At 73.1% G+C, this 25,347-nt stretch carries 22 protein-coding genes; 13 read left to right on the forward strand and 9 right to left on the reverse strand.

What is annotated here, in order from left to right:
* Positions 1 to 23 precede the first annotated feature (23 nt).
* Together ACF08W_RS03445 and ACF08W_RS03450 are read right to left on the reverse strand one after the other, a co-directional pair.
* Entirely contained in the window at positions 24 to 2,069 is a 2,046-nt protein-coding gene (locus tag ACF08W_RS03445) for a heparinase (protein WP_385218058.1), read from the reverse strand.
* Positions 2,066 to 3,352: an alpha-L-fucosidase gene (locus ACF08W_RS03450; RefSeq protein WP_392278336.1), complete on the reverse strand. Its 1,287-nt coding sequence runs from the start codon at positions 3,350 to 3,352 to the stop codon at positions 2,066 to 2,068. The genes ACF08W_RS03445 and ACF08W_RS03450 overlap by 4 nt, the downstream gene beginning before the upstream one ends.
* A 175-nt stretch (positions 3,353 to 3,527) precedes the next feature.
* Between ACF08W_RS03450 and ACF08W_RS03455 the strand changes: the two genes are divergently transcribed.
* Complete coding sequence (locus ACF08W_RS03455; protein ID WP_352280414.1) at positions 3,528 to 4,277, forward strand: ribonuclease activity regulator RraA; 750 nt, start codon at positions 3,528 to 3,530, stop codon at positions 4,275 to 4,277.
* 181 nt (positions 4,278 to 4,458) lie between these two features.
* Here the strand turns inward: ACF08W_RS03455 and ACF08W_RS03460 are convergent, their stop codons facing one another.
* A complete protein-coding gene (locus ACF08W_RS03460; RefSeq protein WP_392278239.1) occupies positions 4,459 to 6,807 on the reverse strand; it encodes an FtsX-like permease family protein in 2,349 nt (782 codons plus the stop codon).
* Positions 6,804 to 7,511 (reverse strand): ABC transporter ATP-binding protein, encoded by a 708-nt coding sequence (locus ACF08W_RS03465; RefSeq protein ID WP_385218052.1) that lies wholly within the window; start codon positions 7,509 to 7,511, stop codon positions 6,804 to 6,806. Before ACF08W_RS03465 ends, ACF08W_RS03460 begins: the two co-directional genes overlap by 4 nt.
* A gap of 213 nt (positions 7,512 to 7,724) precedes the next feature.
* Here ACF08W_RS03465 and ACF08W_RS03470 point away from each other — a divergent pair, with 213 nt between their 5' ends.
* Positions 7,725 to 9,038 (forward strand): sensor histidine kinase, encoded by a 1,314-nt coding sequence (locus ACF08W_RS03470; protein WP_392278240.1) that lies wholly within the window; start codon positions 7,725 to 7,727, stop codon positions 9,036 to 9,038.
* Positions 9,035 to 9,769: a response regulator gene (locus ACF08W_RS03475; RefSeq protein ID WP_392278241.1), complete on the forward strand. Its 735-nt coding sequence runs from the start codon at positions 9,035 to 9,037 to the stop codon at positions 9,767 to 9,769. The genes ACF08W_RS03470 and ACF08W_RS03475 overlap by 4 nt, the downstream gene beginning before the upstream one ends.
* A gap of 48 nt (positions 9,770 to 9,817) precedes the next feature.
* On the opposite strand, the gene ACF08W_RS03480 is transcribed toward ACF08W_RS03475, so the two are convergent.
* Together ACF08W_RS03480 and ACF08W_RS03485 are read right to left on the reverse strand one after the other, a co-directional pair.
* On the reverse strand, positions 9,818 to 10,516 hold the full coding sequence (locus tag ACF08W_RS03480; protein ID WP_385218044.1) for a DUF1326 domain-containing protein: 699 nt from the start codon (positions 10,514 to 10,516) through the stop codon (positions 9,818 to 9,820).
* Positions 10,517 to 10,660: 144 nt separating this feature from the next.
* A complete protein-coding gene (locus ACF08W_RS03485; RefSeq protein ID WP_392278242.1) occupies positions 10,661 to 11,257 on the reverse strand; it encodes a TetR/AcrR family transcriptional regulator in 597 nt (198 codons plus the stop codon).
* Between the two features lie 121 nt (positions 11,258 to 11,378).
* Between ACF08W_RS03485 and ACF08W_RS03490 the strand changes: the two genes are divergently transcribed.
* The 3 genes from ACF08W_RS03490 to ACF08W_RS03500 all read left to right on the forward strand — a co-directional run bounded on the left by ACF08W_RS03490 (position 11,379) and on the right by ACF08W_RS03500 (position 14,045).
* On the forward strand, positions 11,379 to 12,392 hold the full coding sequence (locus ACF08W_RS03490; protein ID WP_392278243.1) for a zinc-binding dehydrogenase: 1,014 nt from the start codon (positions 11,379 to 11,381) through the stop codon (positions 12,390 to 12,392).
* Positions 12,393 to 12,709: 317 nt separating this feature from the next.
* Positions 12,710 to 12,973 carry a hypothetical protein gene (locus tag ACF08W_RS03495; RefSeq protein WP_385218034.1) on the forward strand — a complete coding sequence of 88 codons (264 nt, stop codon included), beginning with the start codon at positions 12,710 to 12,712 and terminating at the stop codon, positions 12,971 to 12,973.
* Entirely contained in the window at positions 12,966 to 14,045 is a 1,080-nt protein-coding gene (locus ACF08W_RS03500) for a response regulator (RefSeq protein ID WP_392278244.1), read from the forward strand. Before ACF08W_RS03495 ends, ACF08W_RS03500 begins: the two co-directional genes overlap by 8 nt.
* A gap of 28 nt (positions 14,046 to 14,073) precedes the next feature.
* On the opposite strand, the gene ACF08W_RS03505 is transcribed toward ACF08W_RS03500, so the two are convergent.
* The gene (locus tag ACF08W_RS03505; protein ID WP_392278245.1) at positions 14,074 to 15,360 is read right to left on the reverse strand and encodes an MFS transporter; all 1,287 of its coding nucleotides are present in this window, start codon (positions 15,358 to 15,360) and stop codon (positions 14,074 to 14,076) included.
* A gap of 293 nt (positions 15,361 to 15,653) precedes the next feature.
* Here ACF08W_RS03505 and ACF08W_RS03510 point away from each other — a divergent pair, with 293 nt between their 5' ends.
* The 5 genes from ACF08W_RS03510 to ACF08W_RS03530 all read left to right on the forward strand — a co-directional run bounded on the left by ACF08W_RS03510 (position 15,654) and on the right by ACF08W_RS03530 (position 20,595).
* Entirely contained in the window at positions 15,654 to 15,968 is a 315-nt protein-coding gene (locus ACF08W_RS03510) for a rhodanese-like domain-containing protein (RefSeq protein ID WP_352280421.1), read from the forward strand.
* 108 nt (positions 15,969 to 16,076) lie between these two features.
* Positions 16,077 to 17,462, forward strand: coding sequence for a rhodanese-like domain-containing protein (locus tag ACF08W_RS03515; RefSeq protein WP_392278246.1), 1,386 nt, complete (start codon positions 16,077 to 16,079; stop codon positions 17,460 to 17,462).
* A 62-nt stretch (positions 17,463 to 17,524) separates the two neighbouring features.
* Positions 17,525 to 18,106 carry a rhodanese-like domain-containing protein gene (locus ACF08W_RS03520; RefSeq protein WP_392278247.1) on the forward strand — a complete coding sequence of 194 codons (582 nt, stop codon included), beginning with the start codon at positions 17,525 to 17,527 and terminating at the stop codon, positions 18,104 to 18,106.
* A gap of 136 nt (positions 18,107 to 18,242) precedes the next feature.
* On the forward strand, positions 18,243 to 19,115 hold the full coding sequence (locus ACF08W_RS03525) for a hypothetical protein (protein WP_392278248.1): 873 nt from the start codon (positions 18,243 to 18,245) through the stop codon (positions 19,113 to 19,115).
* Between the two features lie 205 nt (positions 19,116 to 19,320).
* Positions 19,321 to 20,595 (forward strand): MFS transporter, encoded by a 1,275-nt coding sequence (locus ACF08W_RS03530; RefSeq protein ID WP_392278249.1) that lies wholly within the window; start codon positions 19,321 to 19,323, stop codon positions 20,593 to 20,595.
* A gap of 145 nt (positions 20,596 to 20,740) precedes the next feature.
* On the opposite strand, the gene ACF08W_RS03535 is transcribed toward ACF08W_RS03530, so the two are convergent.
* Positions 20,741 to 21,265 (reverse strand): NUDIX domain-containing protein, encoded by a 525-nt coding sequence (locus tag ACF08W_RS03535; protein WP_392278250.1) that lies wholly within the window; start codon positions 21,263 to 21,265, stop codon positions 20,741 to 20,743.
* A 780-nt stretch (positions 21,266 to 22,045) separates the two neighbouring features.
* On the opposite strand from ACF08W_RS03535, the gene ACF08W_RS03540 reads away from it, so the two are divergent.
* Positions 22,046 to 22,834 carry an SAM-dependent methyltransferase gene (locus ACF08W_RS03540; RefSeq protein WP_352280427.1) on the forward strand — a complete coding sequence of 263 codons (789 nt, stop codon included), beginning with the start codon at positions 22,046 to 22,048 and terminating at the stop codon, positions 22,832 to 22,834.
* Positions 22,835 to 22,966: 132 nt separating this feature from the next.
* Positions 22,967 to 23,986: a carbon-nitrogen hydrolase family protein gene (locus tag ACF08W_RS03545; protein WP_392278251.1), complete on the forward strand. Its 1,020-nt coding sequence runs from the start codon at positions 22,967 to 22,969 to the stop codon at positions 23,984 to 23,986.
* Between the two features lie 74 nt (positions 23,987 to 24,060).
* On the opposite strand, the gene ACF08W_RS03550 is transcribed toward ACF08W_RS03545, so the two are convergent.
* On the reverse strand, positions 24,061 to 25,269 hold the full coding sequence (locus ACF08W_RS03550) for a Dyp-type peroxidase (RefSeq protein ID WP_392278252.1): 1,209 nt from the start codon (positions 25,267 to 25,269) through the stop codon (positions 24,061 to 24,063).
* Positions 25,270 to 25,347 lie beyond the last annotated feature (78 nt).

Here is a 25,347-nt window from a genome sequence, read left to right on the forward strand (position 1 = left end):
CTATCGTCTATCGATTGCTGATGCTAGGGGTGGCACTCCGCTTCTTCAAGAGTGCTGCCACAAACCTCTGCGGTCGGTTTTCCATGCCCCGGCCGGCCGGGGGTGTGCGGCAACCACCGTACGGTGATGTGGCCTTGGGGTGCCGGGGTGCGCACTGTGAGCGTCAGTCGGCTCAGATGATCGCCCCAACTCCGGTGCAGCTCCGGGTCGTCGATCTCCCTGCGGACCACGTGGGCGTCCGCGACCAGGGGATCCCATCGCATCAGCAGACCGCCGCCCCCGGGGCCGGTGACGGTGGCCCAGCCCTCGCCGTACGCGACCTGACCGGCCAGCACATGGTGGAGCGCCACCCCGGCGCCGGGGTCCTCCCACCGGTCCTCGACGCTCACGTACGCGTCCGCCTCCCCGTCGGCCCGCACCAGTCGGACGGTGCGGTGCCACCGGGCAACCGTGCCGGACGGATAGGCGCCGCCGATCTCGGCGGTCATCCCCGCCGCCCCGGGGCCGAGTTCGACCTGGACGTCCCGCGCCCGGTGCCCGGGGCCGGGCTGTTGCGGGGCGCCGGGATCGGGGACGTTGTGCCAGTCGCTGCGGAACGGCCAGTCGGCGTAGCGGTCCGGTCCGAAGGTCCGCACGGTGTACGTGGGCCGGCCGACGTCCACCACCAGGGGGCGCCCGTCGGCCGCCACCCAGTAGGAGCCGACGTCCAGGTGGTTGTGGTGCTCGCCGTTGTGCCCGGCCTTCACGGCGACCGCGAGCCCCTCGGCGCTGGACGCCCGCTCGCGGGCGAGCAGGATCTGGAGCCGGGGGAGCCAGGTGTGCGCCGCCAGCCAGGGAGCGGGGGGCTCCGGTGCGGCGGGTTCCGGCGGCCCGGCCACGACCGCGCGGCACCAGCGCCGGTCGGCGAGCGCGGTCAGGGCCCGGCCGAGCCCCGCACGGGGCGGAGCGGCGTCGCGCCGGCGCCGGGCCCCGGCCAGGGCGTGGGCGGCCGTGGCGGGCTGCCCCAGCCGCAGACCCCAGCGGAAGGGGACCTGCCAGGGCTGCTCGGGGGAGAGCCGGGCCGGGGCGTCGCCCACGTTCACGTACCAGTCGCCGCCGAAGTGCATGCGCTGCGGATACTTCAGCAGCTCGCCCAGGAGCGGCAGCCGCCGGGCGTCCAGCGCGGGGCCGCCCACCCCGGCCAGCAGGTCGAGGATCTCCATCAGCCGGCAGGCCCCCACCCACCAGTAGGCGATCCCCTCGTCGATCCCGCCGTCGTCGGGGAGCGTGACGACATAGTGGTCCAGGCCCGCCACGACCAGACGCACCAGCCGGGCCCGCCGGGCGTCGTCCTCGCAGAGCAGCAGCGCGGCGGTGAGCACGGCGCCATGGATCCACGGGTTCCAGTTGTTGGCGTCGCCCTCGGTGCCGATCCAGCGCCAGTCCCGGCGGCGCTCGAACGGGAGCAGCACCCGGTGCTCCACCTCCCGGCGCAACCGGCGCCGGAGCCCCGGCATCCGGTGGTCCAGCCGCGGCCCCAGGACGTGGTCCGCCCAGGCGAGGAGGGAGGCGACCTCGGCCGCGCCCAGGTCGAGACAGGGGTCGTCCGGGTCGGGCACCAGTTCCCCGCGGTCCGCCGTGAAACGGTCGTGCGGCGCCCAGCACCACGTACTGGCCTCGGTGAAGGACACCAGCCCGTCGATCGCCGCGTCCAGGAACGGGCAGGCCCCCGGACCGTCGGCCGCCCCGGCGTCCTCGTCGGCCAGTACCGCCGCCAGGACCAGCAGCGACACCCGCTCCTGGAGTGCCCACGCGGCGTCCTCGTACGCGCCGCGGTTCCCGTCGCGGAAGGCGCGGGCCCACGCCCCGGCGGTCAACCGCGGCTCCGGCCGCCCGAGCTCCGCCTCCGCGTCGGCCAGCATCCGGTCCCGTATCTCTTCCGGGACCGCGTCCCAGACCTCGCGGCGGGTGATGTCCAAAACCCCCGTCCGGGCGGCCGGAGCGCCGAGCAGCCGTATCAGCCCGGCATCGTCCTCGGCCGCGAGGACCGCCGCGAGGCAGGTGCCCAGTGGCCCCGTCCCGGCGCTCATTCCTCCCCGTCCAGCTCCAGCTCGATCACCGGGAGCAGCACGTCGGGCCGGGCGATCGGCAGGGTCAGCGTCAGGGTGCCGGCCGGCTGGTCCGGCGGGGCGAGGTTGTTGTGCTCGTGCCGCGCGCCGTCCAGTTCCTGGAAGCGGATCTCCGAGCCGTCGTGCAGGAGCTGCGCGTACCGCACCCGCCCGGCCAGCCCGGGCAGATGGAGGTGCTTGAGCGGCCAGGCCAGCAGGTGCAGGTACAGCCGGTTGCCGGACCGGGTGTACAGCGCGTTCGCGGGCGGCCGGTGCGGGCTCGGCCCCGCGCCGTGCACGGCGCGCCCGTGCAGCGCGGTCCACTCGCCGATCGCCCCGAGCGTGGCGCGGGCCCGGGCGTCCAGGGCGCCGCGGCCGGTGGGGCCGACGTTCAGCAGCAGATTGCCGCCGCAGGCGACGGACTCCACCAGCATCCGGACCAGCAGCGCGGGGTCCTTGTAGTCGTGGTTGTCCCGGTCGTACCCCCACGAGCCGTTGAGCGTGTGGCAGGCCTCCCACCGCACCCGCTCGCCGCCCCGCTCCAGCGGCCGGTCCGGCTGGTACTGCTCGGGCGTCACGTAGTCACCGGGGATGCCGAGCCGGTCGTTGACGAGGATGCCCGGCCGCAGCTCCTTCGCCAGCGCCATCAGCCTTTCGGCCCCCCACTCCCCGGGGCCCTTCTCCGGGTAGCTGAAGTCGAAGAAGAGCAGGTCGATCTCGCCGTACCCGGTGAGGAGTTCACGTATCTGCCCCTCCATGTACGCCCGGTAGCGCGCCATGTCGCGGGGCTCGTCGCACGCCTCGGTGCCGCGCAGCGGATGGTGCTCGTCCACCGGGAAGTCGGGGTGGTGCCAGTCGAGCAGCGAGTAGTACAGGCCGACCCGCAGTCCCTCGGCGCGCATGGCCTCGACGAACTCGCGCACCAGGTCACGGCCGTTCGCCCGGACCGAGGTGTAGTCCGTCAGGGCCGAGTCGAAGAGGCAGAATCCGTCGTGGTGCTTGGTGGTCAGTACGGCGTACCGCATGCCGGACTCGCGTGCGGTACGGGCCAGTTGCCGGGCGTCGAAGAGGTCCGGGTCGAAGCGGGACAGATAACGGTCGTACTCCTGCTGGGACATGGCCTCCCGGCTGCGTACCCATTCGTGCCGGGCGGCGAGGCTGTACAGCCCGAAGTGGACGAACATCCCGAAGCGCGCCGCCTCGAACCAGCCGGTGGCGTCGGGGGAGTGGGGAGAAGCACCGGTCACGGAGGACTCCAGACACATTGACATCACTAATCGATTGGCTGTTATCTACCATCGATAGGCGATGATGTCACTGGCATTGCGTGCGGTGAGCACGCGGAAGGGCACGTGCATGCACCCGATTCGGGACCAGGAAACGCCGTCGACGGGGGAGACCCGAAGCAACGGCGAGGAACAGAACCGTAGTTACGAGTCGATGCGAGCACCGGTCCACACCTCGGACTACGTACGGCCCACGGCGCGGATGGTGGACGCGCTCAAGAACGTGAGCGCCGCGACGGCCTGCGCGAAGCTGCACCAGATGGGGATCACCCGGACGTTCATCGACGGCCCGGTGCCGCTGCACCGCGAGCCGGACGTCAGGATCACCGGCGGAGCGGTGACCCTCCAGTTCCTGCCGCAGCGCGAGGACGTCTTCAACGGCGCCGAGCAGGAGGACATCGAGCGCAAGACCGCGCTGTGGGCCGTCCTCGAATCCGTCCAGCCCGGCGACGTGCTGGTCGTCTCCGCCCACGGCAGCCACTTCACCGGCTGCCTCGGCGACATGCTGGTCCGCTACTTCAAGCTGCGCGGCGGCGCCGGGATCGTGGTGGACGGCCGGGTCCGGGACGCCGCCCGGATCCGCGCCCTCGGCGTACCCGTCTGGTGCACCGGGGTCACCCCGCACTACGCCTCGCAGACCGACCTGTTCCCGTCCGCGTTCAACGTGCCGGTCGGGGTGGGCGGTTCGCTCGTGACGCCCGGCGACCTGATCGTCGCCGACGAGGACGGAGCCGTGGTCGTCCCGCAGGCGAACGCGATCCCGCTCGCCGAGGACTCCCTCCTCCACCAGGACCGGGAGGAGTTCGCCCGCCGCCGCCTGGACGAGGGCGGCCGCCTCTCCGACTACTACCCCCTCACCGGCGAGGGCCTGACGGAGTACCTGGCGAGCCGGTCCGCCACCTGATCCGGGCGGGGGAGCGGGCGCGACGCCGGTCGGCGGCCCGGGGCGCGCCGTCCTCCCGGACCGTTCCCCGAGCCGCCTGCCCGCTCGTACCCGTCAGGGCCGGTGCGTGCGCCCGGCCCTTGACGGACCGCTCCGGGAGACCTGCGTATCGGACGCCCGCCCGCTCCGGGCGCAGTCCGGCCTACTCGGCGCGCAGGGCCGTGGCGGTCCGGGCCCGGGCGGCCCAGGTGCCGGGCAGGAGCGCTCCGAGGACGGCGATGAGCAGACCGCCGAGCACGAGCGGGACGACCTCCGCGGCGTGGTAGACGTCGAGGACGGAGCCGGGGAGCCGGAGCCCGGCACCGTCGCCCATCGCGGGCATGACCCGGTGGTGCAGGGTCATGCCGAGCGGCACCCCCAGCGCGCCGGCGACCAGACCGGTCACCACGACCGAGGTCACGACCATCGTGAGGGTCTGGAGGGGGGTCATGCCGAGTGCCTTGTGGATCCCGATCTCCCGGACCCGTTCGTGGGTGTCGAGCAGTACGCCGTTGAGCACGCCGAGCGCGGCGACGGCGACCAGCATCACCGTGAGGAGCGCGGACAGGGCGTTGAGCGTGACGACCATGTCGCTGCCCGCGCCGGGCCCGCCGACCTGGGCCTTGACCCCCAGCGGCGCCAGCTGCGCGTTGAGCGCGTCGACGTACTCCGCGGCATCCGTGCCCGGCGCGAGCGCGATGTGATGGCTCGTCGGTGCCGGGTCGGGACGCGCCGCGGAGAGGGACGAGATGTCGGTGAAGACCTGCATGCCGTCGTTGCGGGGGTCCAGGGCCTCCCCGACGATCCGGACCGTGACCGGCTCGGCCAGGCCGTTCAGGGTGACGGTGGAGCCGATCCGGGCCCCGGTGGCGGCGAGGAACCCGGTCGGTACGGCGGCTTCGCCCGGGCCGTCGATCCAGCGGCCCTCGACCATGGTGTAGCCGCCCCAGGAGGCGTCGCCGGTGAAGGCGACGACATGGACGGTGCCGGTCAGTCCGGACACGGTCACCGGTACCGTCGTCGCGCTGTAGTGCCTCCCGGTCCCGGCAGTGGCCTCGACGGCCGCGGCGACCGCGGCGGGATCGGCCCGCGGCCGCTTCCCGGCGTCGGGTTCCCGGGGGCCGAAGTCCGGCGGGGGAGCGGGCACGGTGACATCGGCGGCATCGTGGGCCTTCGCCGTCATCACCTGGCCCAGCGTGGCGCCCATTCCCACGGTGAACGTGACGGCCAGGGTGCCGAACAGGACCGCCGTGCCCATGGCCAGTACCCGGCCGGGCCGGGCGAAGGGCCTGGTCAGCCCGAGGGCGATCGATTGCGGGAACGGCAGCCGCGCGGCCACCCGGGCCGCCCGGCGCCCACCCCCGGCCGAGGACGTGCGTCCTACGGCGAGCGCGTCGACCGTGCGCAGGCGCCCGGCTCGCCCTGCGCTCGCCCACGCGGTCCCCGCCACCAGCCCGAGCACCCCGGCGACCACGGCCACGTCGACCCGGGGCACGAGGACCAGGGACGAAGTGCCGTAGACCTCCCCTGCCTCGGCCAGCACCGGCACCGCGAACAGATGGCCGAGGAGCAGACCGAGCCCCGTGCCGACCGAGGCCGGGATCAGCGCCTGGCCGACATGGGCCCGGACGACCTGGGCCGGAGTGAGGCCGATGGCCTTGAGGATGCCGATCCGGCGCCTTCCGGTGCCCACGGCGGAGGCGACGACATTCCCCACGACCAGCACCGACATCACCAGCCCCAGGACGCCGAAGGCCATGAGGAACGGCACATAGAGAGCGGTGGCGCGTTCGGCGCTGTTCCTGACGGTGAGCCAGGACCGGTCGCCGATGGCCGCACCCGGCGGCAAGGACGCCGTCACCGACTTCCTTCCCGCGGCGATCTGCGCCTCGGTCTCCGCGGCCGTGAACCGGTACAGCATCTGGATGCCGCCGTTGCCGGACGTGGTCAGCCCGGGCACCTGGGACGGTACGACCCAGGCGTCGGCGGTCCCCGTGACCGAGCGGGCCACCCCGACCACCGTCAGAGTGGGCGCTCCCGCCGGGCGGGCGAAGGAGATCCTCCCGCCCAGGACGGGGATCACCGACGAGTCGGCGGAGAGCACGATCTCGCCGGGGCGCGCGGCCCACCGCCCGTCGAGCAGCGCCAACTCGTCCACGCCCCGGCCGGTCCCGCCCCGGCCGGCCACGGTCATCGGCCAACCGGGGCCCGCCCCGTCCGCCCGTGGCGTGACCGTCGCCGTACGGAACGGCCCGGCCGCGCGGCCGACCCCGTCGGCCCGCCCGGACGCCGCCAACTGCTCGGCGCCGACCCGGCCCGCGTCGAACTGGACCGACAGATGCGCACCGTGCTGTCCGGCGAAGGCGTCGTCGAAGGGTGCGCCGGAGACCACCAGCAGCGATCCGCCGAGGACGGAGGCGGCCACGGCCATCATGGTGGTGAGCCCGATCACCAGCATCTGCACCCGGCGTCGTCCCACGCCCGAGCGCACCACCGTGCCGAGGGCGCTCATCGGACGGGCTCCTCGGCGATGTCGCGCGAGCGGACGTCCTCGACGATCCGGCCGTCGGCGATCCTGACCGTACGGTCCGTGCAGGAGCGCGCCAGAGCCAGGTCGTGGGTGACGACGACCAGGGTCTGGCCCTCGGCGTTGATCTCGGTGAGCAGCGCGCTGACGTCCTGCCCGGCGGCCGTGTCCAGGGCCCCGGTCGGCTCGTCGGCCAGGAGCACCGGCGGACGGTTCATCAAGGCCCGTGCGACGGCGACGCGTTGCCGTTCCCCGCCGGAGAGTCGGCCGGGGTGGGCGCGGGCGTGCCGGTCGACCCCGAGGCTCTCCAGGAGTTCCGCCGCCCGGCGGCCCGCCTCGGCACGGGACATCCCGGCGAGCCGGGCGGGCAGGACGACGTTGTCGGTGACGGTCAGATCGTCGAGCAGGTGGAAGAACTGGAAGACCATGCCGATCCTCGACCGCCGGTGGAGGGCCGCCCCGGCCTCGCCCAGCAGGTCCACCCGCACCCCGTCCACGGTGACGGCCCCCGCGTCCGGCCGGTCCAGCCCCGCGATCAGGTTGAGCAGCGTGGACTTGCCGCTGCCGGACGGGCCGAGCACGGCGACGGCCTCGCCGGCCCGTACGGTCAGCGACACGTCGTGCAGGGCGGGCGGGCCGTCGTCGTACCGGCGGCTCACCTCGCGCAGTTCGATCACGGGCGTGGTCATGGACGGGCTCCTTCGAGGGGTGCGGTCGGACCCTCCGGACGCTAGGAGCGGGCCCGTCCGGCGCGCGTCGCCCGCCCGGACCCTTTGCCGTACCGCGCCGGGACCAGCCGCCGAGTCGTCATCCTCACGATGTAGTCGTCCGATGCAGCCGGGGAGCCGGGAACAGCCGCCGGGGCGGACTCCGGCCGGGGCCCGGACGGAGACAATGAGCCGGTGACGAACACGCGTGCGACGTTGGAGGCGTTGTGGGCCCTGGCCCGCGGAGCGGTCCGTGACGCCGGACGCCCGACCGGACCACCGCCCCGCCCCGGCCGCCGGGGACAGCAGCTCGACGTCCTCGTGGCGCTGGTGCTCGGCATCGCCACGGTCCACTACGGCATCGACAACGCGAACGTCACCGTGGTGCGCGAGATCGCACCCGGCGTCGAGTACGTCGTGCCGCGCCCGTCCGGTCCCGGCGGCCTGGCGCTCATGGTGGCGCTCGCGTTCGTCGCCTCCGGCGCCGTGGCCCTGCGACGGCGCTTCCCGCTCGCCGTGCTGTGCGTGGTGACGGCCGCGGTGCTGGCCACGCCGCAGAGCGTGCTGCGCCTGACGCTCTACGCTTTCGTGATCGCCGTCTACAGCGCCGCCGTCCACAGCCCCTACCGGACGGCGACCCTGGCGGTCCTTCCGGTGTCGGTCCTCCTCGTCGGGATCTCGGGGGACTCGGTGACCCCGATCGTCCCCAACGAGTACCTGGTCCTGCTCATCCTGGTCCCGATGGCGGGAGCCGCCCTCGGGCTGCGCACCTGGAAACACCGGACCGACGAGGGCCGGACCCGGCTCGCCACCATGGAACGCGAACAGGCCGAGGCGCTGCGCCGGGCGGTGGAGCACGAACGCGGGAGGATAGCCCGTGAACTGCACGACGTCGTCACGCACAACGTCAGCGTGATGGTCATCCAGGCGGGTGCGGCCCGCATGATCATGCGTACCTCCCCCGAGCAGGCCGGCGAGGCGTTGCTGGCCGTCGAGGCCGGCGGGCGGGCCGCCATGACCGAACTGCGGCACGTCATGGGCCTCCTCACCATGACCGGCGAGGGTGAACCAAGCGATGGCGGGGCCGACTTGGCCGGAGCAGGGACGGAACTGGCTCCGCAGCCCGGCCTGGACCAGCTGGAGACGCTCGTCGGAGGCGTACGGCACGCCGGGCTCCCGGTCGAGCTGACCGTGACCGGCACACCCCGGGCGATCCCGCCCGGGGTCGAACTGGCCGCCTACCGGGTGGTCCAGGAGGCGCTGACCAACACGGTGAAGCACGCGTCCGGTGCCACGGCCTCGGTCACCGTCGAGCGGGGACCGGAACGGCTCCGGGTGGAGGTCATCGACACCGGCGGGCGCCCGGGACCGGGCTCGGCCACCGGGGGCGGCCGGGGCCTGATCGGCCTTCGCGAGCGCCTCGCCGTCTACGGCGGAAGCCTGAGCAGCGGCCGTCGGCTGACCGGCGGCTACCGTGTGGAAGCCCTGATCCCCCTGGAGACACTGTGACCGAGCAGCAGACGCGGGTGCTTGTGGTCGACGACCAGACTCTGGTCCGCACCGGCTTCCGGATGATTCTCGGGGCCGGCGGCATCGACGTCGTCGCCGAGGCGACCAACGGGACCGAAGCGGTCGAAGCGGTCCGGCGCACCCGTCCCGACGTGGTCCTGATGGACATCCGGATGCCGGAGACGGACGGCCTGGAGGCGACCCGCCGCATCCTCGCCGCCCCACGGGCGGACGACGCCGACCGGGCGGGAGAGCCCCCGCCCGGTCGGCCCCGCGTCATCATCCTCACCACGTTCGACCTCGACCGGTACGTCTACGCGGCTCTGTCCGCCGGGGCCAGCGGCTTCCTCCTCAAGGACGTCACGCCCGAGCAACTGGTCTCGGCCGTCCGCACGGTCCGCACCGGCGACGCGCTCCTCGCGCCCGCCATCACGCGCCGTCTCGTGCAGCGGTTCACCCGGCAGGGCGCCGACGCCGCCGCCCTCCACCGGGACCTCGCCGCGCTCACCCCGCGCGAACTGGAGGTTCTCGGCCTGCTGGCCCGGGGACTGAGCAATGCCGAGCTGGCTGCCCGCCTCCACCTCGCCGAGGCGACGGTCAAGACGCATGTCGCCCGTATTCTGGCCAAGCTCGGGCTCCGCGACCGCGTCCAAGCCGTCATCGTCGCCTACGAGACCGGACTGGTCAGCGCCGGTGAACGGGAGGCCACCGAGCCGTTCCCGGACACGTGACGGCCCGGCCCTCCCTCGGGCGCCGGACCGTCACGTGCCGCCCCGGGGTCAGGGGCGCCAGTCGAACGGGAAGTGCTTGCTGGAGCCCCCGTGGTACTCGTGGGAGAAGTCGAACCCCTCCGCGTGGTCGTTCTCGACGACGCCCCAGGTGGCGATCTGGCCGGGGCCGACCTCGGCGCCCGGGGCGTTGACCAGCTGGACACGGCGGGTGGGGTCGGCCGTGGGGCCGGTGAGGGCGGTCGCGCCGACGGAGACCGAGTCGCCGACCCGGGCCCGCCAGTACGAGAGGTCCTCCGCCGCGTCGAACTGGACCGGGGCGTACCGTACTTCGCGCAGCTCGCTGATGAGCGAGCCGAACTGGCCCGGCCAGCCGCCGACATGGCCGGCGAATATCCGCTCCAGCGCGTCGCGCTGCGCCTGGTCGCCCTTGGCGTCGATGTAGAGCATCACCTTCATCGTGGCGTCCGGGTCGCCGACCCACATGTTCCCGGCGAACTCGCCCAGCGCCACCACACCCAGACCGTCCAGACGGACGTCTCCGAAGTGCCCTTCGTGGACCTGCCAGACGAGGGTGAAGAGGCAGTCCCCGTGGGTCGGGGCCTGGGCGAAGGTGCAGGGGCAGGGCAGGGAGCAGCTGCATACGTCGAACCACTCCCCCCGCAGGTGCCAGTCGGGCAGCGTCCCGTCACCGGCGCCCGCGCGGACGACGGCGGGCGCGTTCTGCGATGCGGCGGAAGTGGTGCACATGAGGGTGTCTCCTCCCAGATCGCTTATACCCCGTGGGGGTATCGTGTGATGAAGGTAAGACGTGAGCGGTGCACGTGTCAAGTACCCCAGGGGGGTACCGAGTTGCGGCAGGCTTCGCGGGAGGGGGGCGAGCGCGGTCCGGCGTCAGGCGGGGGTGCGCGGGAGTGCGCCGGTGAGCGTGAGGGCGACGAGCCGCTCGGCCAGGCTCTCGTCGAGCGGGGCCCCGCTGACGAGGGTGCGGGTGAACAGGGCGCCGCTGATCGCCTCGATGACGAGACCGGGGTCCGTGTCCGGTGCGAGCTCGCCGCGCTCGATGCCCCGGCGGACCATCACGGCGCCGCGCTCCAGGCGCTCGGTCCAGTAGGGGAGGCGGTGGTCCGGCAGGGTGTCGTCGCGCTCGGTGCTCAGTCGCAGCAGCGCCTCACCCTGGGGCGTCGCGAGCAGTCGCGCCAATGCGCCGAAGTAGCGGGCCAGGTCGTCGTGGACCCGCCCGGTGTCCGGGATCGGCATCGCCGTGTCGAGTTGCTCGGCCAGCGCTTCCAGAATCAGCTTCTCGCGGGTTCCCCACCGCCGGTAGACGGAGGTCTCGTGGACGCCGGCCGCGCGGGCGACGGCGCCGACGGTGGTCCCGGCGAGTCCGTGCTCCGCCAGGACGTCCACGGTGGCGGAGAGGACCGCGGAGCGCATGCGGGCCCCGCGGCGGCGCAGCGGTGGGGCGTTCTTCTGGTCGGGCGGGGTCATGCTCCACTTTAACGCAGCTCCACTTGCTTTACCTGGAGTGCGGACGTACGTTTCATTGCAAGGTGACTTGCGTTATGGGGCTTCGAGCCCGAGGTCGCCGTCATGCCAAGGAGGTCATGTCATGGAGCAGATGCTCGCCGCCCGGCTGCACGTGCCGAGCCGTACGCTGCGGATCGAGGAGGTGGCGAAGCCCGCCCCCGGTCCCGGCGAGGTCCTGGTGAAGGTGGAGGCCGCGGGCGTCTGTCTGTCGGACGTCCACCTCATCGACGGCACCCTCACCCCGCTGCTCCTGCGCGGCGACACGGTCACCCTCGGCCACGAGGTGTCCGGCACCATCGCGGAGACCGGTCCGGGCGTCACCCGCTGGACCGCGGGTCAGCGCGTCGTGCTGTACGCGGGCGAGGTCCGCGACGGGGTCACCTACACCCGTGGTGTGGACTACGACGGCGGCTGGGCCGAGTACGCGCTCTCCGCCGAGGACGCCCTCACGGAGCTGCCCGACGCCATCCCCTTCGACCAGGGCGCGATCATTCCGGACGCGGTCTCCACGCCCTGGGGCGCGATCACCGTCACGGGCGCAGTGAAGCCCGCCGAGGCCGTGGGCGTCTGGGGCGCGGGCGGCCTCGGCGTCCACGCGATCCAGCTGCTGCGCGCCGTCGGCGCGTGCCCCGTCGTCGCGATCGACCCCAACCCGACCGCCCGCGAGCGCGCCCTCGCCCAGGGGGCGGACCTGGCGCTCGACCCGGGCGACCCGGCGCTGCGCGACCGCGTCGCCGAGGTCACCGGCGGTGCCGGACTTGCCGCGGCCTTCGACTTCGCGGGGGTGCCGGCCGTCCGTGAGCAGGCACTGTCGGTGCTCGCGCCCAAGGGCCGCCTGGTTCTCGTGGGCCTGACCGACCAGCCGCTGACCGTCGCCGACGGCACCCGCTTCAGCTATCTCCAGCAGCGGATCCTCGGCCACTACGGTTCCGACATGCCGGTGGCGCTGCCCGAGCTGCTGACCCTGCTCCAGGGCGGCCGGCTGGACTTCTCCGGGTCGATCAGCGGCGAGTTCCCGCTGGCGGAGGCCGCCGAGGCGGTGGAGCGGCTGGAGAACAAGACCGGCGACCCGATCCGGCTGATCCTGCGCCCCTGAACGGGGGCCCGGGCTGTCTCCCCGGCCGGGACGGCCCCGTACCTTCCACGCGAACCGGGTCGAACACGCGTTGCGGACCTCCCGTGGTGTTGCGGTGCAACGGTCCCGTCGCCCGCACCGGTCCCACCCCCCGCCACCGGCCGGAACACCGGCCGACGGGCCGATGGCGGGGGTGTGGCGGCGGGACCGGTGTTGCGTCCGCCTCCCCGTTGCGGAGCGCAACGGGTCCCGTCTCCTCCATGCTGTGGTTCCCCTTCCGCGTTCCACCGGACGGGTGACAGGTGACAGGATCCCCATCCGTGTGATGGGGCGGACACATGGAGGCCTGGATGGACCGGCCGCTGCTCTCCCTGAGAACGACCCTGGTGTTCCTGCTGGCTCTGCTCGTCGGCGCGGCGGCCGGCGGGCTGGCCGCGCTCGCGGGGGAAGGCGCCCCGCGCAGCCTGCTCGCGGGCCTCGGCGCCGCAGGACTGGCCGTTCCCTTCTTCGACCGGCTCATCGACGCCGATGCCGATGGCGGCCGGGCCGGGCGGCGCGACCGCTCCGGCGCCGGCACCGGACGGGGGGAAGGGCGTGGGTGAGCTCCGGCCGCTGGGCAGCGAGCTCACCGATGCCTCCCGCGCCCTCGCCGAGGCCCTGCGGAAGCTGTTCGAGGGCCTGGACGTATCGGTGCGCCGGTACGCGGCCCGGCACCAGCGCGACCCGGGAACGTTCTCGCGCTATCTGAACGGCACCCGCTTACCCCCGTGGCAGGTGATCATGGACCTCTTCACCGACCTCGCCGAACACCGGGGCCTCGCGATGACCACCGAGGCCATCGAGTTCGTCCGCGGGCTGTACGGGGAGGCGGTCCACGCCGGGGCCTCGCCCAAGCACGCTGTGGAGATCCTGGAACAGCAGCTCGCCGACGCCGACCGGATCTCGCGGAGGTCCAGCGTCCGTGGCGACGTACTGGGCGACGCGCTGCTGGACCGTACGCACCGCATCGCGGACCTGGAGGTGCGCCTCGGCCAGCTGGAGGCCGACCGGATCGCGGAACGGCGGCGGGCCGACGAGCTGGCGGCGGCCCATCCCGACGTGTCCGGCCTCCTGCGGGAGCGCGACGCGCTCCGGCTCGACGTGCGGCGGCTGGCGGCGGAACTCCGCGAGGCCCAGGCGCTGCGGATCGCGGCCGAGAGCCGCTGCGACCTGCTCGAACGGCAGCTGGACGCCGTCGAGGAGCCGACCGCCCCGCTGCCCGTCTCCGCGGCCCGGAACCTGCCCAAGATCCTCGTCGTCGACGACCAGCCGGGCAACCTCCTCGCGATGACCGCGGTGCTGGCCTCCCTCGACCAGGAGCTGGTCACCGTCTCCTCCGGGCGCGAAGCGCTCAAGGCGCTCCTCGACCACGACGACTTCGCCGTCATCATCATGGACGTCCAGATGCCGGAGATGGACGGCTACGAGACCTGCGCGCACATCAAGCGCCGCCCCCGCGACCGGGACGTTCCCATCATCTTCCTCACCGCGATGGGCGCGGACTCCGAGCACTCCGCCCGGGGCTATGCGGCCGGCGCCGTCGACTACATCAGCAAGCCCTTCGACCCCTGGGCCCTGCGGGCCAAGGTCGCCGTGTTCACCGCGATCCACCTGGAACGCCGCGCCTCGCGGTGACCCTCCGCCGATCCGGCCGCCCGGCTCCTCACCGGGCGGCCGGCCGGTGCTCGGCGATCCAGCGGGCGGCGAGGAGCCCGGACACGGCGGTGAGAACGGCCGCCGCGACGACGGTGGCCTCGAGACCGACCCGGTCCGCGAGGACGCCGGCCACGAGGGCCCCGGCGGCGTAGCCGATGTCCCGCCAGAACCGGTAGGTACCGAGGGCGTTGGCGCGCCATGCCGGGTGGGCGTGGTCGGAGACGGACGCGATGAGGGCCGGGTAGACCATCGCGGTGCCGAGCCCGAGGACGACGGCCGAGAGGATTCCGGCGAGCAGTGGTTGCTCGATCAGGGCCAGGGCGAGGACGAATCCGCCGGCCTGGACGAGCATGCCGGCCACGATCAGGGGCTTGCGGCCGATGCGGTCGGCGAGGTGGCCGGTGGGGATCTGCCCGAGGCCCCACAGGATCGGATAGAGGCCCTTGACGAGGCCGACGGCGGCGAGGCCGAGTCCGTGGTCGGTGAAGAGCAGAGGGAAGACGCCCCAGGTCAGACCGTCGTTGAGGTTGTTGACCAGCCCGGCCTGGCTGGCACCGCGCAGGGAGCGGTCGCGCCAGGAGGTACGCAGGAACGCCGCCTTCGGGCCGGTGTCTTCGCCGGTGGGCGGGGGCCCGGGGTGACGGGCCAGTTCGAGGGCGGCGTGCGCGGCGGTGTCGCGGACCACCAGGGTCAGGGCGAGGCCCGCGACCACGAAGACGACGCCGATCAGCTCGGGGACGGGGCGCAGGCCGTAGCCGGTGGCGAGGTATCCGGTGAGCATGGCGGTGACGCCGACGGCGGTGTATCCGGCGGCCTCGTTCAGACCCGTGGCGAGCCCGCGCCGGGCCGGGCCGACGAGGTCGATCTTCATGTTGACCGTCATCGACCAGGTCAGGCCCTGGTTGAGCCCGAGCAGGACGTTGGCCCCGACGATCCACCCCCACGAGGGCGCGTACGCGAGGGCGAAGGGGACGGGGACCCCGATCAGCCAGCCTGCCACGAGGAGCTGCTTGCGGCGGAAGCGGGCGGTGAGGGCCCCCGCGGCGAGGTTGGTGAACGCCTTGGTGAGGCCGAAGGCGACGATGAAGGAGAAGACGGCCGTATCGCTGGTCAGACCGAACGTCTCCGAGCCGATCAGCGGGACGGTGGTGCGCTCCAGGCCCACCAGGCCGCCCACGGCCACGTTCACGACGACCAGCAGGGTGAACTGGGCCGCGTTCTCGCGCAGCCCCAGCCGTACGGGGCCGGTGGCGCCGTCGGCCGGGCGGGCGGGGCGGGTGGTGGTGTCGTTCACGGGCGGATGTCCTTGGGAGAGGGGAGCCGGTCCGGCGGAGGCACTCGCCCGAGCTGCGGGCAACGGTGCGTGGGTCACGTCGGGTGACGGTGGTGAGCGGGAGGGCTCCGCACCGCGCAGGCCGCGTACGCCCAGTTCAATATACCCCCGCCGGTATTTTTCCCCGATGCGCGCAGTCGATGTCGCCACGCCCGGGAAGATACCCACGGGGGTATTTGACTTCTCGTGTGGGGGCGCCCTACTGTCGAACCAGTAAATACCCCTGGGGGTACCCGAGAGTGAGGGATGCCTCGATGCGTGAAGTAGACCTGGAGAGCTTCGCCGCGGACATGGCCGCCGGTGCGTTCGTCATCGATGTCCGCGAGCCCGACGAATACGTGGCCGGACATGTGCCGGGCGTCCACAGCGCACCGCTGTCCGCGCTGGACTCCGTCCTCGACGTGCTGCCCGCCGACCGGACGGTGTACGTGATCTGCGCGACCGGCAACCGCAGCCTGCGGGCGGCGGACCGGCTCGCGGCCCGGGGCGTGGACGCGCTCTCCGTCGCGGGTGGCACCAAGGGCTGGGCCCGCACCGGCCGGCCGCTGGCGAGCGGAACGACCGCCTGACCGCCGCCGCTCCCCGGGCCCGCCGCTCGTACGCCCCGTGACCCGGCCTTTCGTACCCACAGTCTTTCGCACCCGACGAGGGTGAGCGTTTCTCAGGAAGGATCCGCCGTGTTCTTCACCCAGTACTACCTCGACTGCCTCTCCCAGGCGTCGTACATGATCGCCGACGAGAAGACCGGCCAGGCGGTGGTCGTCGACCCGCGCCGGGACGTCTCCGAGTACCTGGCCGACGCCCGGGCGCACGGCTTCACCGTCGTCGGCGTCATCAACACCCACTTCCACGCTGACTTCGTCGCCGGGCACCTGGAGATGGCGGACGCCACCGGCGCCTGGATCGGCTACGGGCGGCGCGCCGAGACCGAGTACCCCATCCGCAAGCTCGCCGAGGGCGAGCGGATCTCCCTCGGCGACGTCGTCCTGGAGATCATGGAGACCCCCGGGCACACCCCCGAGTCGGTCAGCGTCCTCGTGTACGAGCGGTCCGACGACACCGTCCCGTACGGCGTCCTGACCGGCGACGCGCTGTTCATCGGCGATGTCGGCCGCCCCGACCTGCTGGCCTCCGTGGGCGTGACGGCCGAAGAGCTGGGCGGGATGCTGTACGACAGCGTCCAGAACAAGCTGATGGCGCTGCCCGACGAGGTCCGCGTCTTCCCCGCGCACGGCGCCGGATCCGCCTGCGGCAAGAACCTCTCGACGGAGAAGCAGTCGACCATCGGCGAGCAGCGCGCCACCAACTACGCCTGCGCCCCGATGAGCCGCGAGGAGTTCGTCGCACTCGTCACCGCCGGGCAGTCGGCCGCGCCCGGCTACTTCGCCTACGACGCCGACCTCAACCGCAAGGAACGCACCCGCTACGACGCGACGGCCGCGGCCCGCCCGCTGGCCCTCGACGCGTTCACCGCGCTGCGCGCCGGGGGAGCGGTCGTCGTCGACACCCGCGACCCGCAGGAGTTCGCCGCCGGGCACCTCCGGGGCGCGGTCAACCTGCCCGCCGACGGGCGGTTCGCCGAACAGGCGGGGACCGTCCTCGACCCGGCCGACGAACTGCTCGTCATGGCCCCGCAGAACCGCGAGGAGGAAGTCGTCACCCGCCTCGCCCGCATCGGCTTCGACCGGGTGGCCGGCTACCTCCGCAACCCCGAGGACGTCCTCACGGCCCTGCCGGACGAGGTCGCACCCGCCAGCCGCGTCACCGCCGCACAGCTCAAGGCGGCGCTCGCGGGCGACAACCCGCCCGTCGTCGTGGACGTCCGTACCTGCGGCGAGCGCCAGACGGCCGGCTTCATCCCCGAGGCCCTGCACATCCCGCTGAGCGAGCTCCCCGCGCGTGCGGACGAACTCCCCACGGACCGCCCGCTCGTCGTGCACTGCGCCGGCGGCCACCGCTCGTCCATCGCGGCCAGCCTCCTGCGTCACCGGGGCGCCCAGGACGTCTCCGACATCCTCGGCGGCTACGCCGCCTGGGCCCTCGCGGAATCCGCCGAGGCCTGACCGCAGCCCCCCCCCGCCCACCCGTACACGCCCCCACGGGCACACCTTCTCCGGAGTCATGCATGAGTGCCGAGCGCACCGTCCCGTCCATCTCCCCCGCCGTGCTGCGCGGGCTCACCGAGGAAGGCCGCACACCGCGCCTGCTCGACGTGCGCACCCCCGCCGAGTTCCGTGCCGCCCACATCCCCGGCGCGTACAACGTGCCGCTGCCCGCCCTGCGCGAGCACCGCGCGGAGCTCCGCGCCCACCTCGACGAGGACACCGTGCTGGTCTGCCGCTCGGGGGCCCGCGCCACCCGGGCCGAGCAGATGCTCGCCGAAGCCGGCCTGCCCGGCCTGCGGGTCCTGGGCGGCGGGATGAACGCCTGGGAGATGGCGGGCGCCCCCGTGGAGCGGGGCCCGGAGCGCTGGGACATGGAACGCCAGGTCCGCCTCGTCGCCGGGTCGATCGTCCTCGCCACCGGCATCGCCGGCATCTTCGTGCCCGGTGTCCACCTCGTCGGAACGGCGGTCGGCGCGGGCCTGGTCTACGCGGCGGTCAGCAACTCCTGCGCCATGGGCGTCCTGCTCTCCAAGCTCCCGTACAACCGAGGGCCCCGTACGGACATCCGCACGATGATCGCGGGGCTGCGGAGCGCTTCCTAACCTTCCGGCGCGGACGCCCGGGCAGGGCCTCGCGAGAAATTCCATCGCCTAACCCCTATACCCCCCTGGGGTATAGGGGTTAGGCTGCGTGCGGAAACAGGAGATGCCGAAAGGCCCGACCCACCCTGGAGACGCCATGAACAGCCACGCCGCCCACAGCCACAGCAGCCACGCCGACCACGACAGCCACGCCCACCACGGCGGTCACGGCAGCCATGCCGGCCACGCCGCCGGCGGCCCCGGCGGACTCTCGGTCTCCGAGCACGGCTACACCCTCGAACTCGACACCACGCTCTTCACCGCCGGGACGCGGCCGGTCGGCTTCCGGATCATCGGGCCCGACGGACACCCGGTGACCCGGTTCGTCCCCGAGCACGAGAAGGAACTCCACTTCATCGCCGTCCGGCGCGACACGTCCGGATTCCAGCACGTGCACCCGGTCAGGGACGACCAGGGCAACTGGAGCACCGAACTGAACCTGGAAGCGGGCGACTGGCGGTTCTTCGCCGACATCCACCCGGCGGGCCACGACGCCACCATGACGCTGGGCATCGACGCCTCGGTCGCCGGACCGTACGCCCCGGAACCACTGCCCGCCGCCACCGGGACCGCGCGGATCGACGACTACACCGTCACCCTCGACGGGACGCTCCGGCCCGGCGAGCCGAGCGAACTGACCCTCACCATCGGCCGGAACGGCAGCCCCGTGACCGACCTCCAGCCCTACCTGGCCGCGTACGGGCACCTGGTGGCGCTGCGCGTCGGCGACCTGGGCTACCTCCACGTCCACCCGGACGGCGCGCCCGGTGACGGCATCACCGCGCCGGGGCCCGGGATCACGTTCATGGCGGTCGCGCCCACGGCCGGCACCTACCGCCTGTACCTGGACTTCCAGCACGACGGCGTCGTACGGACCGCCGAGTTCACCGTGCGCACGACCGGGGCGGAGCCCCGCCAAGTCCCGGCGCACGGGGCGCCGTCCGGACACGGCGCCCACGCGCACCACTGACCCCACCCGCACACTCCGCGGCGAAGGAGACGACATGCCCTGTCCGCCCCGCCCCCTGCCCCACCCGGCGGCCCGTGCCGCCGGCCGTCCCGCCCGTCCCGCACCGAGGAGCGACACCGGTGCGCAGTGACCCCGCCTGTAACCGCGGGGCATGGACCCCGCCCCGGGGCCGTGCCCCGCCGCATGGACACGGAAGGAACCCGCCATGCGACTGTTCTCCGTCCGCGACTACCGCCACCTGTTCGGCGCCCAGGTCATCGCCCTGTTCGGTACCGGGCTGACCACCGTGGCCCTCGGACTGCTCGCCTACGACCTCGCCGGCCCGCGCGCCGGAATGGTCCTCGGCACCGCCCTGACCATCAAGATGGTCATGTACGTGATCATCGCCCCGCTGGCCGCCGCCTCCATCGACCGGCTTCCCAGACGGACGCTTCTCGTCCTCCTCGACGTGATCCGAGGCGCGGTGGTCCTGGCGCTGCCCCTGGTCACCGAGGTCTGGCACATCTACGTACTGATCGGCCTGCTCCAGGCCGCCTCCGCGGCCTTCACCCCGACGTTCCAGGCCGTCATCCCCGACATCGTCCCCGACGAGGCCGCCTACACCCGGGCCCTGTCCGCGTCCCAGGTCGCCTCCACCATGGAGAGCCTGCTCAGCCCCGTACTGGCGGCCGTCGCCCTCACCTTCCTGACCTTCGACCGGCTGTTCCTCGGCACCTCCATCGGCTTCGCCGCCTCCGCCGTGCTGGTCCTGTCGACCCGCATCCCCGACGCCCGCCCCAGCGCCCGCACCACGGCATGGGACAAGGCCGTGGGCGGCATACGGACCTTCCTCGCCACACCACGCCTGCGCGGCGTCATGGCGCTCAACCTCGTGGTCGCGTCGGCCGGATCGATCGTCGTCGTCAGCACCGTCAACCACGTCCGCGACCGGCTCGGCGGCACCCAGCAGGACGTCGCCTGGATGCTCGCCGCCTCCGGTACCGGCACCCTGCTGGCCGCGCTCGTCCTGCCCCGCCTGCTCGACCGGATCAGCGCCCGCACCGTCATGACGACCGGGGCCGGCGTCCTGGTCGGCGGCACCGCCGCCGCGGTGACGATCACCGCGACCGGCCTCACCACCTGGACCGGCACGGCGGTCATCTGGGCCGTGATCGGCGTCGGCATGGCCCTGATCATCACACCGACCGGCAAGGTCCTGCGGGCCTCCGTCGAACGGAACGCGATCCCCGAGGCGTTCGCCGCCCAGTTCTCCCTGTCCCACCTCGCCTGGCTGATCACCTACCCCGTCGCGGGAGTGCTCGGCACCAACGCCGGTCTCACCCCCGCCTGGTCCACCCTCGCGGTGCTCGCCGTGACGGGAACGGTCGCCGCGCTCGTCCTGTGGCCGCGCCAAGACGGCGGCGGAGCCCCGGGGGCGGACGCCACGACCGCCTGGCACCTGTCGGGCCGGAGTCGGTCCTCCCTGGCCAAGGCCGCGTGAACGCCAAGCCGCTTCCCGTGAGTTGACCGCATTGCAGGGCCGCCCGGAAGACCGGGCGGCCCTCGGGTGTCTCCGGACGCGGACGTACGAATCCGCGCGCACGAGGAGTTCCCGGTCGCCCGAGCGGCCGTGGTACGGGCGATGCTCAGCCGGTTCCCCATCCCCAGGACTCGACGTACGCCGTCACGCCGGAGCGGCGCGCCTCCGCCACCGCGGTGAGGCGGTCGAAGTCGCCGGGCGGCATCAACTCCTGCCACTCGGACAGGGAGAGGACACGGAACTCGTCGTGCTCCGCCGGGTCGAGCGTGATGCCGCGGATCTGCGCGGCGGTGAGCCGGCCGCCGTCGAAGACGCAGCCGAGCGTGCTGTAGGGCCAGCCCCCGCCCGGCGGGCTGTACACCGTGGCCAGGAGCCGGGGCTGCCCGGCCGGCCTGATCCCGGTCTCCTCCTCGCACTCCCGCACGGCCGTCTGCCAGGGATGCTCGCCGTGGTCCATCGTGCCGCCCACCAACTGCCACGGGTAGGCGGGAGAGTAGACGGAGTGGACCTGGAGCGGCCGGTCGTCCTCGTCGGTGAAGTAGAGGCATGCCCAGGCAGTGGCCTTGGCGACTGTTTCGGCATAGTGCGCCGGCGTGGAGGTCTGCGGTTCGGTCGTGGCGGCCGAGGTCAATTCTGGTTCCTCTTGACGGTTGTCCGGCATGGCCATGAGAGTCAAGGACCAGGCCGGCGGACGAGCACATGGGTCGGCGGGGTTCTGCTCCTTTAACGAGGCCCGAGCGAGATCGGAACGGCCCGTGCCCGAACCCGTCCTGCCGTGGGACACCGGGTGGAACCCGGCGCAGTGCGGGAGCCGGCCGATCAGGTGCGCCGACGGGGGTTCGGCCCGATCCGGTTGGCCAGGAGCGTTCCTCCGGTGGCCAGTGCGAGGCCGCCCAGGATGAGTACTGCGGTCGCCCGAGCTCGGGTACCAGGTGATCACCGCGCACTTCCGGCCGCACAGCGCGCTCGGCGAGAAGCTCCAGCAGGAGCCACCGCCGCGGACAGACCCAGGCCGCTCAACGCCTTCGAGGCGACGGCGACGGCGACGTCGGGCTCGTGCGCGACCGCACGCGGGGCACGGGCACGGTCCACGAGTGGCTCGGCGTGGAGGGAGGAGCGCGGTGAGCGCGCGGGACCCGCTGCTCTGCCTCTGCGCCCGGGTACCCGAGTCCGAGGTGGTGGCCGTGGCGGCGGCGGGAGCCACGGAGGTGGCCGCAGTGGGCCCGGCCGTGGAAGCGGCGACCGGCCGGCCGAAACGAACTCATGGGGTCGTAGGATCAGTTGGCATCGCCAGCACGTGGCACGGCATACGATTCGGCCGTACGGAGGACGAACCGCACGCCGGTCGCGACGGCTACGACACCCTCATCGGGTTGGACCGCGACGCGCACGACACGAAGCGAGAAGGTACATGAACACCAGCTCCGAGCTCGAAGCCGAGATCCGCAGCGGCATACCGCACTCCGCCCGCGTGTGGAACTACTGGATCGGCGGCAAGGACCACTACCCCGTCGACCAGGAGCTGGGGGACCAGGTCATCGCCAGCTATCCCCAGACCCGGGATCTCGCCCGGGCGTCGCGTGCCTTCCAGGCCCGTGCCGTGCGGTACTTGGCCGGTGAGGCGGGAATCACCCAGTTCCTCGACATCGGAACCGGCCTCCCCGTGCAGAACAGCACCCACGAGGTCGCCCAGAGCGTCCGGCCGACGGCGCGCATCGTCTACGTCGACAACGACCCGCTGGTCCTGGCCCACGCGCGCGCCCTGCTGACGAGCGCGCCGGAGGGCGTGACGGACTACGTGCACGCCGACATGCTTGAGGCCGAGCGGGTGCTCCAGGAAGCCGCCCAGACCCTGGACATGACCCGGCCGGTGGCCGTCATGGTGCTGTCCACCCTCGGCCACGTCGAACCGCAGGCCGGCATCGACCTCATGCGCCGGTACCTGGCCGGTGTGCCCGAGGGCAGCCACCTGGTGCTGTGCGACACCGTCGCCACCCCGCAGACGGTGGCGGCCCAGGAGGCGTACGCGGCGGGGGACACCCCGCCCTACCTGGTGCGCCGGCCCGAGGAGATCCTCGCGAGCGCCGACGGGATGGAGCTGGTGGAGCCGGGGTTCGGTTCCATCTCGCTGTGGCGCCCGGAGCCGGGCGACGACATCTCCGAGCCGGTTGACCAGTGGGGTTTCGTCGCCCGTAAATGACGGGCCGCCCCGCCGCGTCCACGGAACGGCGGGTGAGCGGGACCGGGGCGGAGCCGCCCGCGCACGGCGGTGAACCGTGGCACACTGCGCGCCACCGGCCCGTGCCGGCCGTGCCGCTCCCGAGGAGGTCCCATGCCCGCTCCCGCCACCAGGAAACGAACGGTCGCCGCGGTCCACGCCGCCCCGGTGTTCATGGACACCGGGGCGACGGTCGACAAGGCCGTCGCCCTCATCGAGCGGGCCGGCCGGGAGGGCATCGACCTGCTGGTGTTCCCGGAGACCTTCGTACCGGGCTACCCATACTGGATCGAGGCGTACGCCCCGCTGGACCAGCAGGGCGCCGACGCCGCCTACGCGGGGGCGTCCGTCGAGGTGCCGGGCCCCGAGATCGCCCGGGTCCGGTCGGCCTGCCGACGGGCGGGTACCGGGGTGGTCCTCGGCGTCAGCGAACGCCTCGAATCCACTCGGACCTGCTTCAACAGCCAGGTTTTCATCGACCCCGACGGGACCCTGCTCGGAGTGCACCGCAAGCTCCAGCCCACCTATGCGGAACGGATGGTGTGGGCCCAGGGCGGCGGCGCCACGCTCCGGGTGTTCGACAGCGCGCTCGGCCGGATCGGCGGTCTGGCCTGCTGGGAGCACACCATGAACCTGGCCCGGCAGGCCCTGGTCGCCCAGGGGCAGGAGATCCACGCGGCGGCCTGGCCCGGACTGTCCACCATGGCCGGGTTCGAGGAGGTCGCCGACGTACAGATCGACGCGATGATGAAGACCCACGCCCTCACCGCCCAGGCGTTCGTGATCTCCGCGGGCAATCCGGTCGACCGGACGTGCCTGGACTGGATGGCGGCCAACCTCGGCCCGCAGAAGCACATCGCCGAGGGCGGCGGCTGGTCGGCGGTGATCCACCCCTTCACCCAGTACCTCGCGGGCCCGCACACCGGCCCCGAGGAGCGGTTCGTCACGGCGGAGATCGACCTCGACGACCTGAACGCCGTCAAGGTCTGGGTCGACTCGCGCGGCCACTACGCACGACCGGAGATCCTCGGCCTGCGCGTCGACCACCGGCCGCTCTGGCACGACGAGACCAACCACCGTTGGCCCATGGCCCCGGGCGACGACGGGCCCGCCACCACCGACGGAACGGACTGACCGGGGCGGCCCGCACACCGGTCCGGGGTGCGGGCCGCCGCCTCGGGGGACCGCCGTAGCAGGTTTAGCGGGCCTCACGTCCAGAGCTGGTCCCCGAGGGATCCGGAGGGTGCCGCGCCCGGCAGGACGTAGGCCACGGCCGAGGCCCGGTGCTGGAGGAACGGATTGAGGGCGTCACGGTCGGCCAGGCGGTTCTGGACGCGGGTGAACCGGCCGGGGTCGCGCATGAAGGCGCAGAAGAGCAGACCCCGGTCGTCCGGCCCGTCGTCGTAGCTGTAGCTGCGACGGAGCATCCGGGCACCGCCGTCGAAACGGGGGCTGGCCAGGCGCACATGGGCGGTGGCGGGAAGGACGTAGGAACCGTCGGGGTGCTTGGCGTAGATGTCCGGCTCGTCGTGCTCGACGGTGCCGCCGAGGGCGACGCCGTCGCGGGTGCGGCGGCCGACCGCCCGGTCGCGGTGGCTCTCGGGGAGGGCCGCGAAGCCGGTGACGTCCATGTGGATCCTGCGGTAGACGAGGACGGTTCCGTTCCCGTGTGCTCCGGGAGGACCCCAGACCCACTGCTCGGCCGCCGCGCGATCGGGGTTGGCGGTGCCGTCCTTGGAACCGAAGAGATTGCGCGGGGTGGTGCCCGGGGCCGTGGGCGGCAGGAAGCCGGACTGGCTCCAGCGGAGCACGGCCCCGGCCGTGCGCGCGGCCCCGACGACGAGTTCGGCGACCACGGTGAGCGTCCAGCGGTCGGCCGCGCAGAGCTGGACCAGCAGGTCGCCGCCGCTGCGGCGCGGGTCGAGGCGGTCGCCGGGAAAAGGCGGCAACTCACCCAGCACGGACGGGACGTCGAGCCCGAGCCGGTCGGCGAGCGCGGGGCCGATGCCGACCAGGGAGGTGAGCCGGGTCGTGCCACCGCCCTGGAGCCGCAGGTCCTTCGGGGCGTCGGAGGCCGCGGTGGCCAGCACCCCGGTCAGTTCGCCGAGGACACCGCGGAGCGCCTTCCGCCCGGCGGCGGCCGAGGTCCTGGGAAGGTCGAGGGCGAGCAACTGCGTCGTCGGCTGCTGGGGAGCCGTGACCCCGGCCTGCCGGACGCCGTGGAAGGGAATCGCGGCGCTCGCCGCCGGGGCGCCGGAGGCACCGTCGGCCGCCCGGTCGTCCCTCACCAGTCCATCGGCCGCCGCTCCGGCCCCGGCGGCGAGCACCGCCCCGGCCGCGAACAGGGCCCGCCGCCGTCCCAAACCGGTTGCCGGGGGGTGGGGCGGATCCTGCGCATTTCCCTGTTCCGTGGGCATGGCCCTATTGGAGACGATAAAACATCTGCCATGCAAACCCTGTTCACAGCAAGCCTGTTGAACCGTGCGGCATTACGG

This window comes from Streptomyces sp. NPDC015144, assembly GCF_043079735.1.
Lineage (GTDB): Bacteria > Actinomycetota > Actinomycetes > Streptomycetales > Streptomycetaceae > Streptomyces.

Bases quoted from the DNA above. Each gene is read 5' to 3' on its own strand.
- ACF08W_RS03490 (WP_392278243.1), top strand. From the start codon at position 11,379: ATGGAGCAGATGCTCGCCGCCCGGCTGCACGTGCCGAGCCGTACGCTG.
- ACF08W_RS03485 (WP_392278242.1), bottom strand. From the start codon at position 11,257: ATGACCCCGCCCGACCAGAAGAACGCCCCACCGCTGCGCCGCCGCGGG.
- ACF08W_RS03520 (WP_392278247.1), top strand. From the start codon at position 17,525: ATGAGTGCCGAGCGCACCGTCCCGTCCATCTCCCCCGCCGTGCTGCGC.
- ACF08W_RS03510 (WP_352280421.1), top strand. From the start codon at position 15,654: ATGCGTGAAGTAGACCTGGAGAGCTTCGCCGCGGACATGGCCGCCGGT.
- ACF08W_RS03495 (WP_385218034.1), top strand. From the start codon at position 12,710: ATGGAGGCCTGGATGGACCGGCCGCTGCTCTCCCTGAGAACGACCCTG.
- ACF08W_RS03465 (WP_385218052.1), bottom strand. From the start codon at position 7,511: ATGACCACGCCCGTGATCGAACTGCGCGAGGTGAGCCGCCGGTACGAC.
- ACF08W_RS03450 (WP_392278336.1), bottom strand. From the start codon at position 3,352: ATGTGTCTGGAGTCCTCCGTGACCGGTGCTTCTCCCCACTCCCCCGAC.
- ACF08W_RS03445 (WP_385218058.1), bottom strand. From the start codon at position 2,069: ATGAGCGCCGGGACGGGGCCACTGGGCACCTGCCTCGCGGCGGTCCTC.
- ACF08W_RS03460 (WP_392278239.1), bottom strand. From the start codon at position 6,807: ATGAGCGCCCTCGGCACGGTGGTGCGCTCGGGCGTGGGACGACGCCGG.
- ACF08W_RS03525 (WP_392278248.1), top strand. From the start codon at position 18,243: ATGAACAGCCACGCCGCCCACAGCCACAGCAGCCACGCCGACCACGAC.
- ACF08W_RS03540 (WP_352280427.1), top strand. From the start codon at position 22,046: ATGAACACCAGCTCCGAGCTCGAAGCCGAGATCCGCAGCGGCATACCG.
- ACF08W_RS03545 (WP_392278251.1), top strand. From the start codon at position 22,967: ATGCCCGCTCCCGCCACCAGGAAACGAACGGTCGCCGCGGTCCACGCC.
- ACF08W_RS03550 (WP_392278252.1), bottom strand. From the start codon at position 25,269: ATGCCCACGGAACAGGGAAATGCGCAGGATCCGCCCCACCCCCCGGCA.
- ACF08W_RS03455 (WP_352280414.1), top strand. From the start codon at position 3,528: ATGCGAGCACCGGTCCACACCTCGGACTACGTACGGCCCACGGCGCGG.
- ACF08W_RS03480 (WP_385218044.1), bottom strand. From the start codon at position 10,516: ATGTGCACCACTTCCGCCGCATCGCAGAACGCGCCCGCCGTCGTCCGC.
- ACF08W_RS03530 (WP_392278249.1), top strand. From the start codon at position 19,321: ATGCGACTGTTCTCCGTCCGCGACTACCGCCACCTGTTCGGCGCCCAG.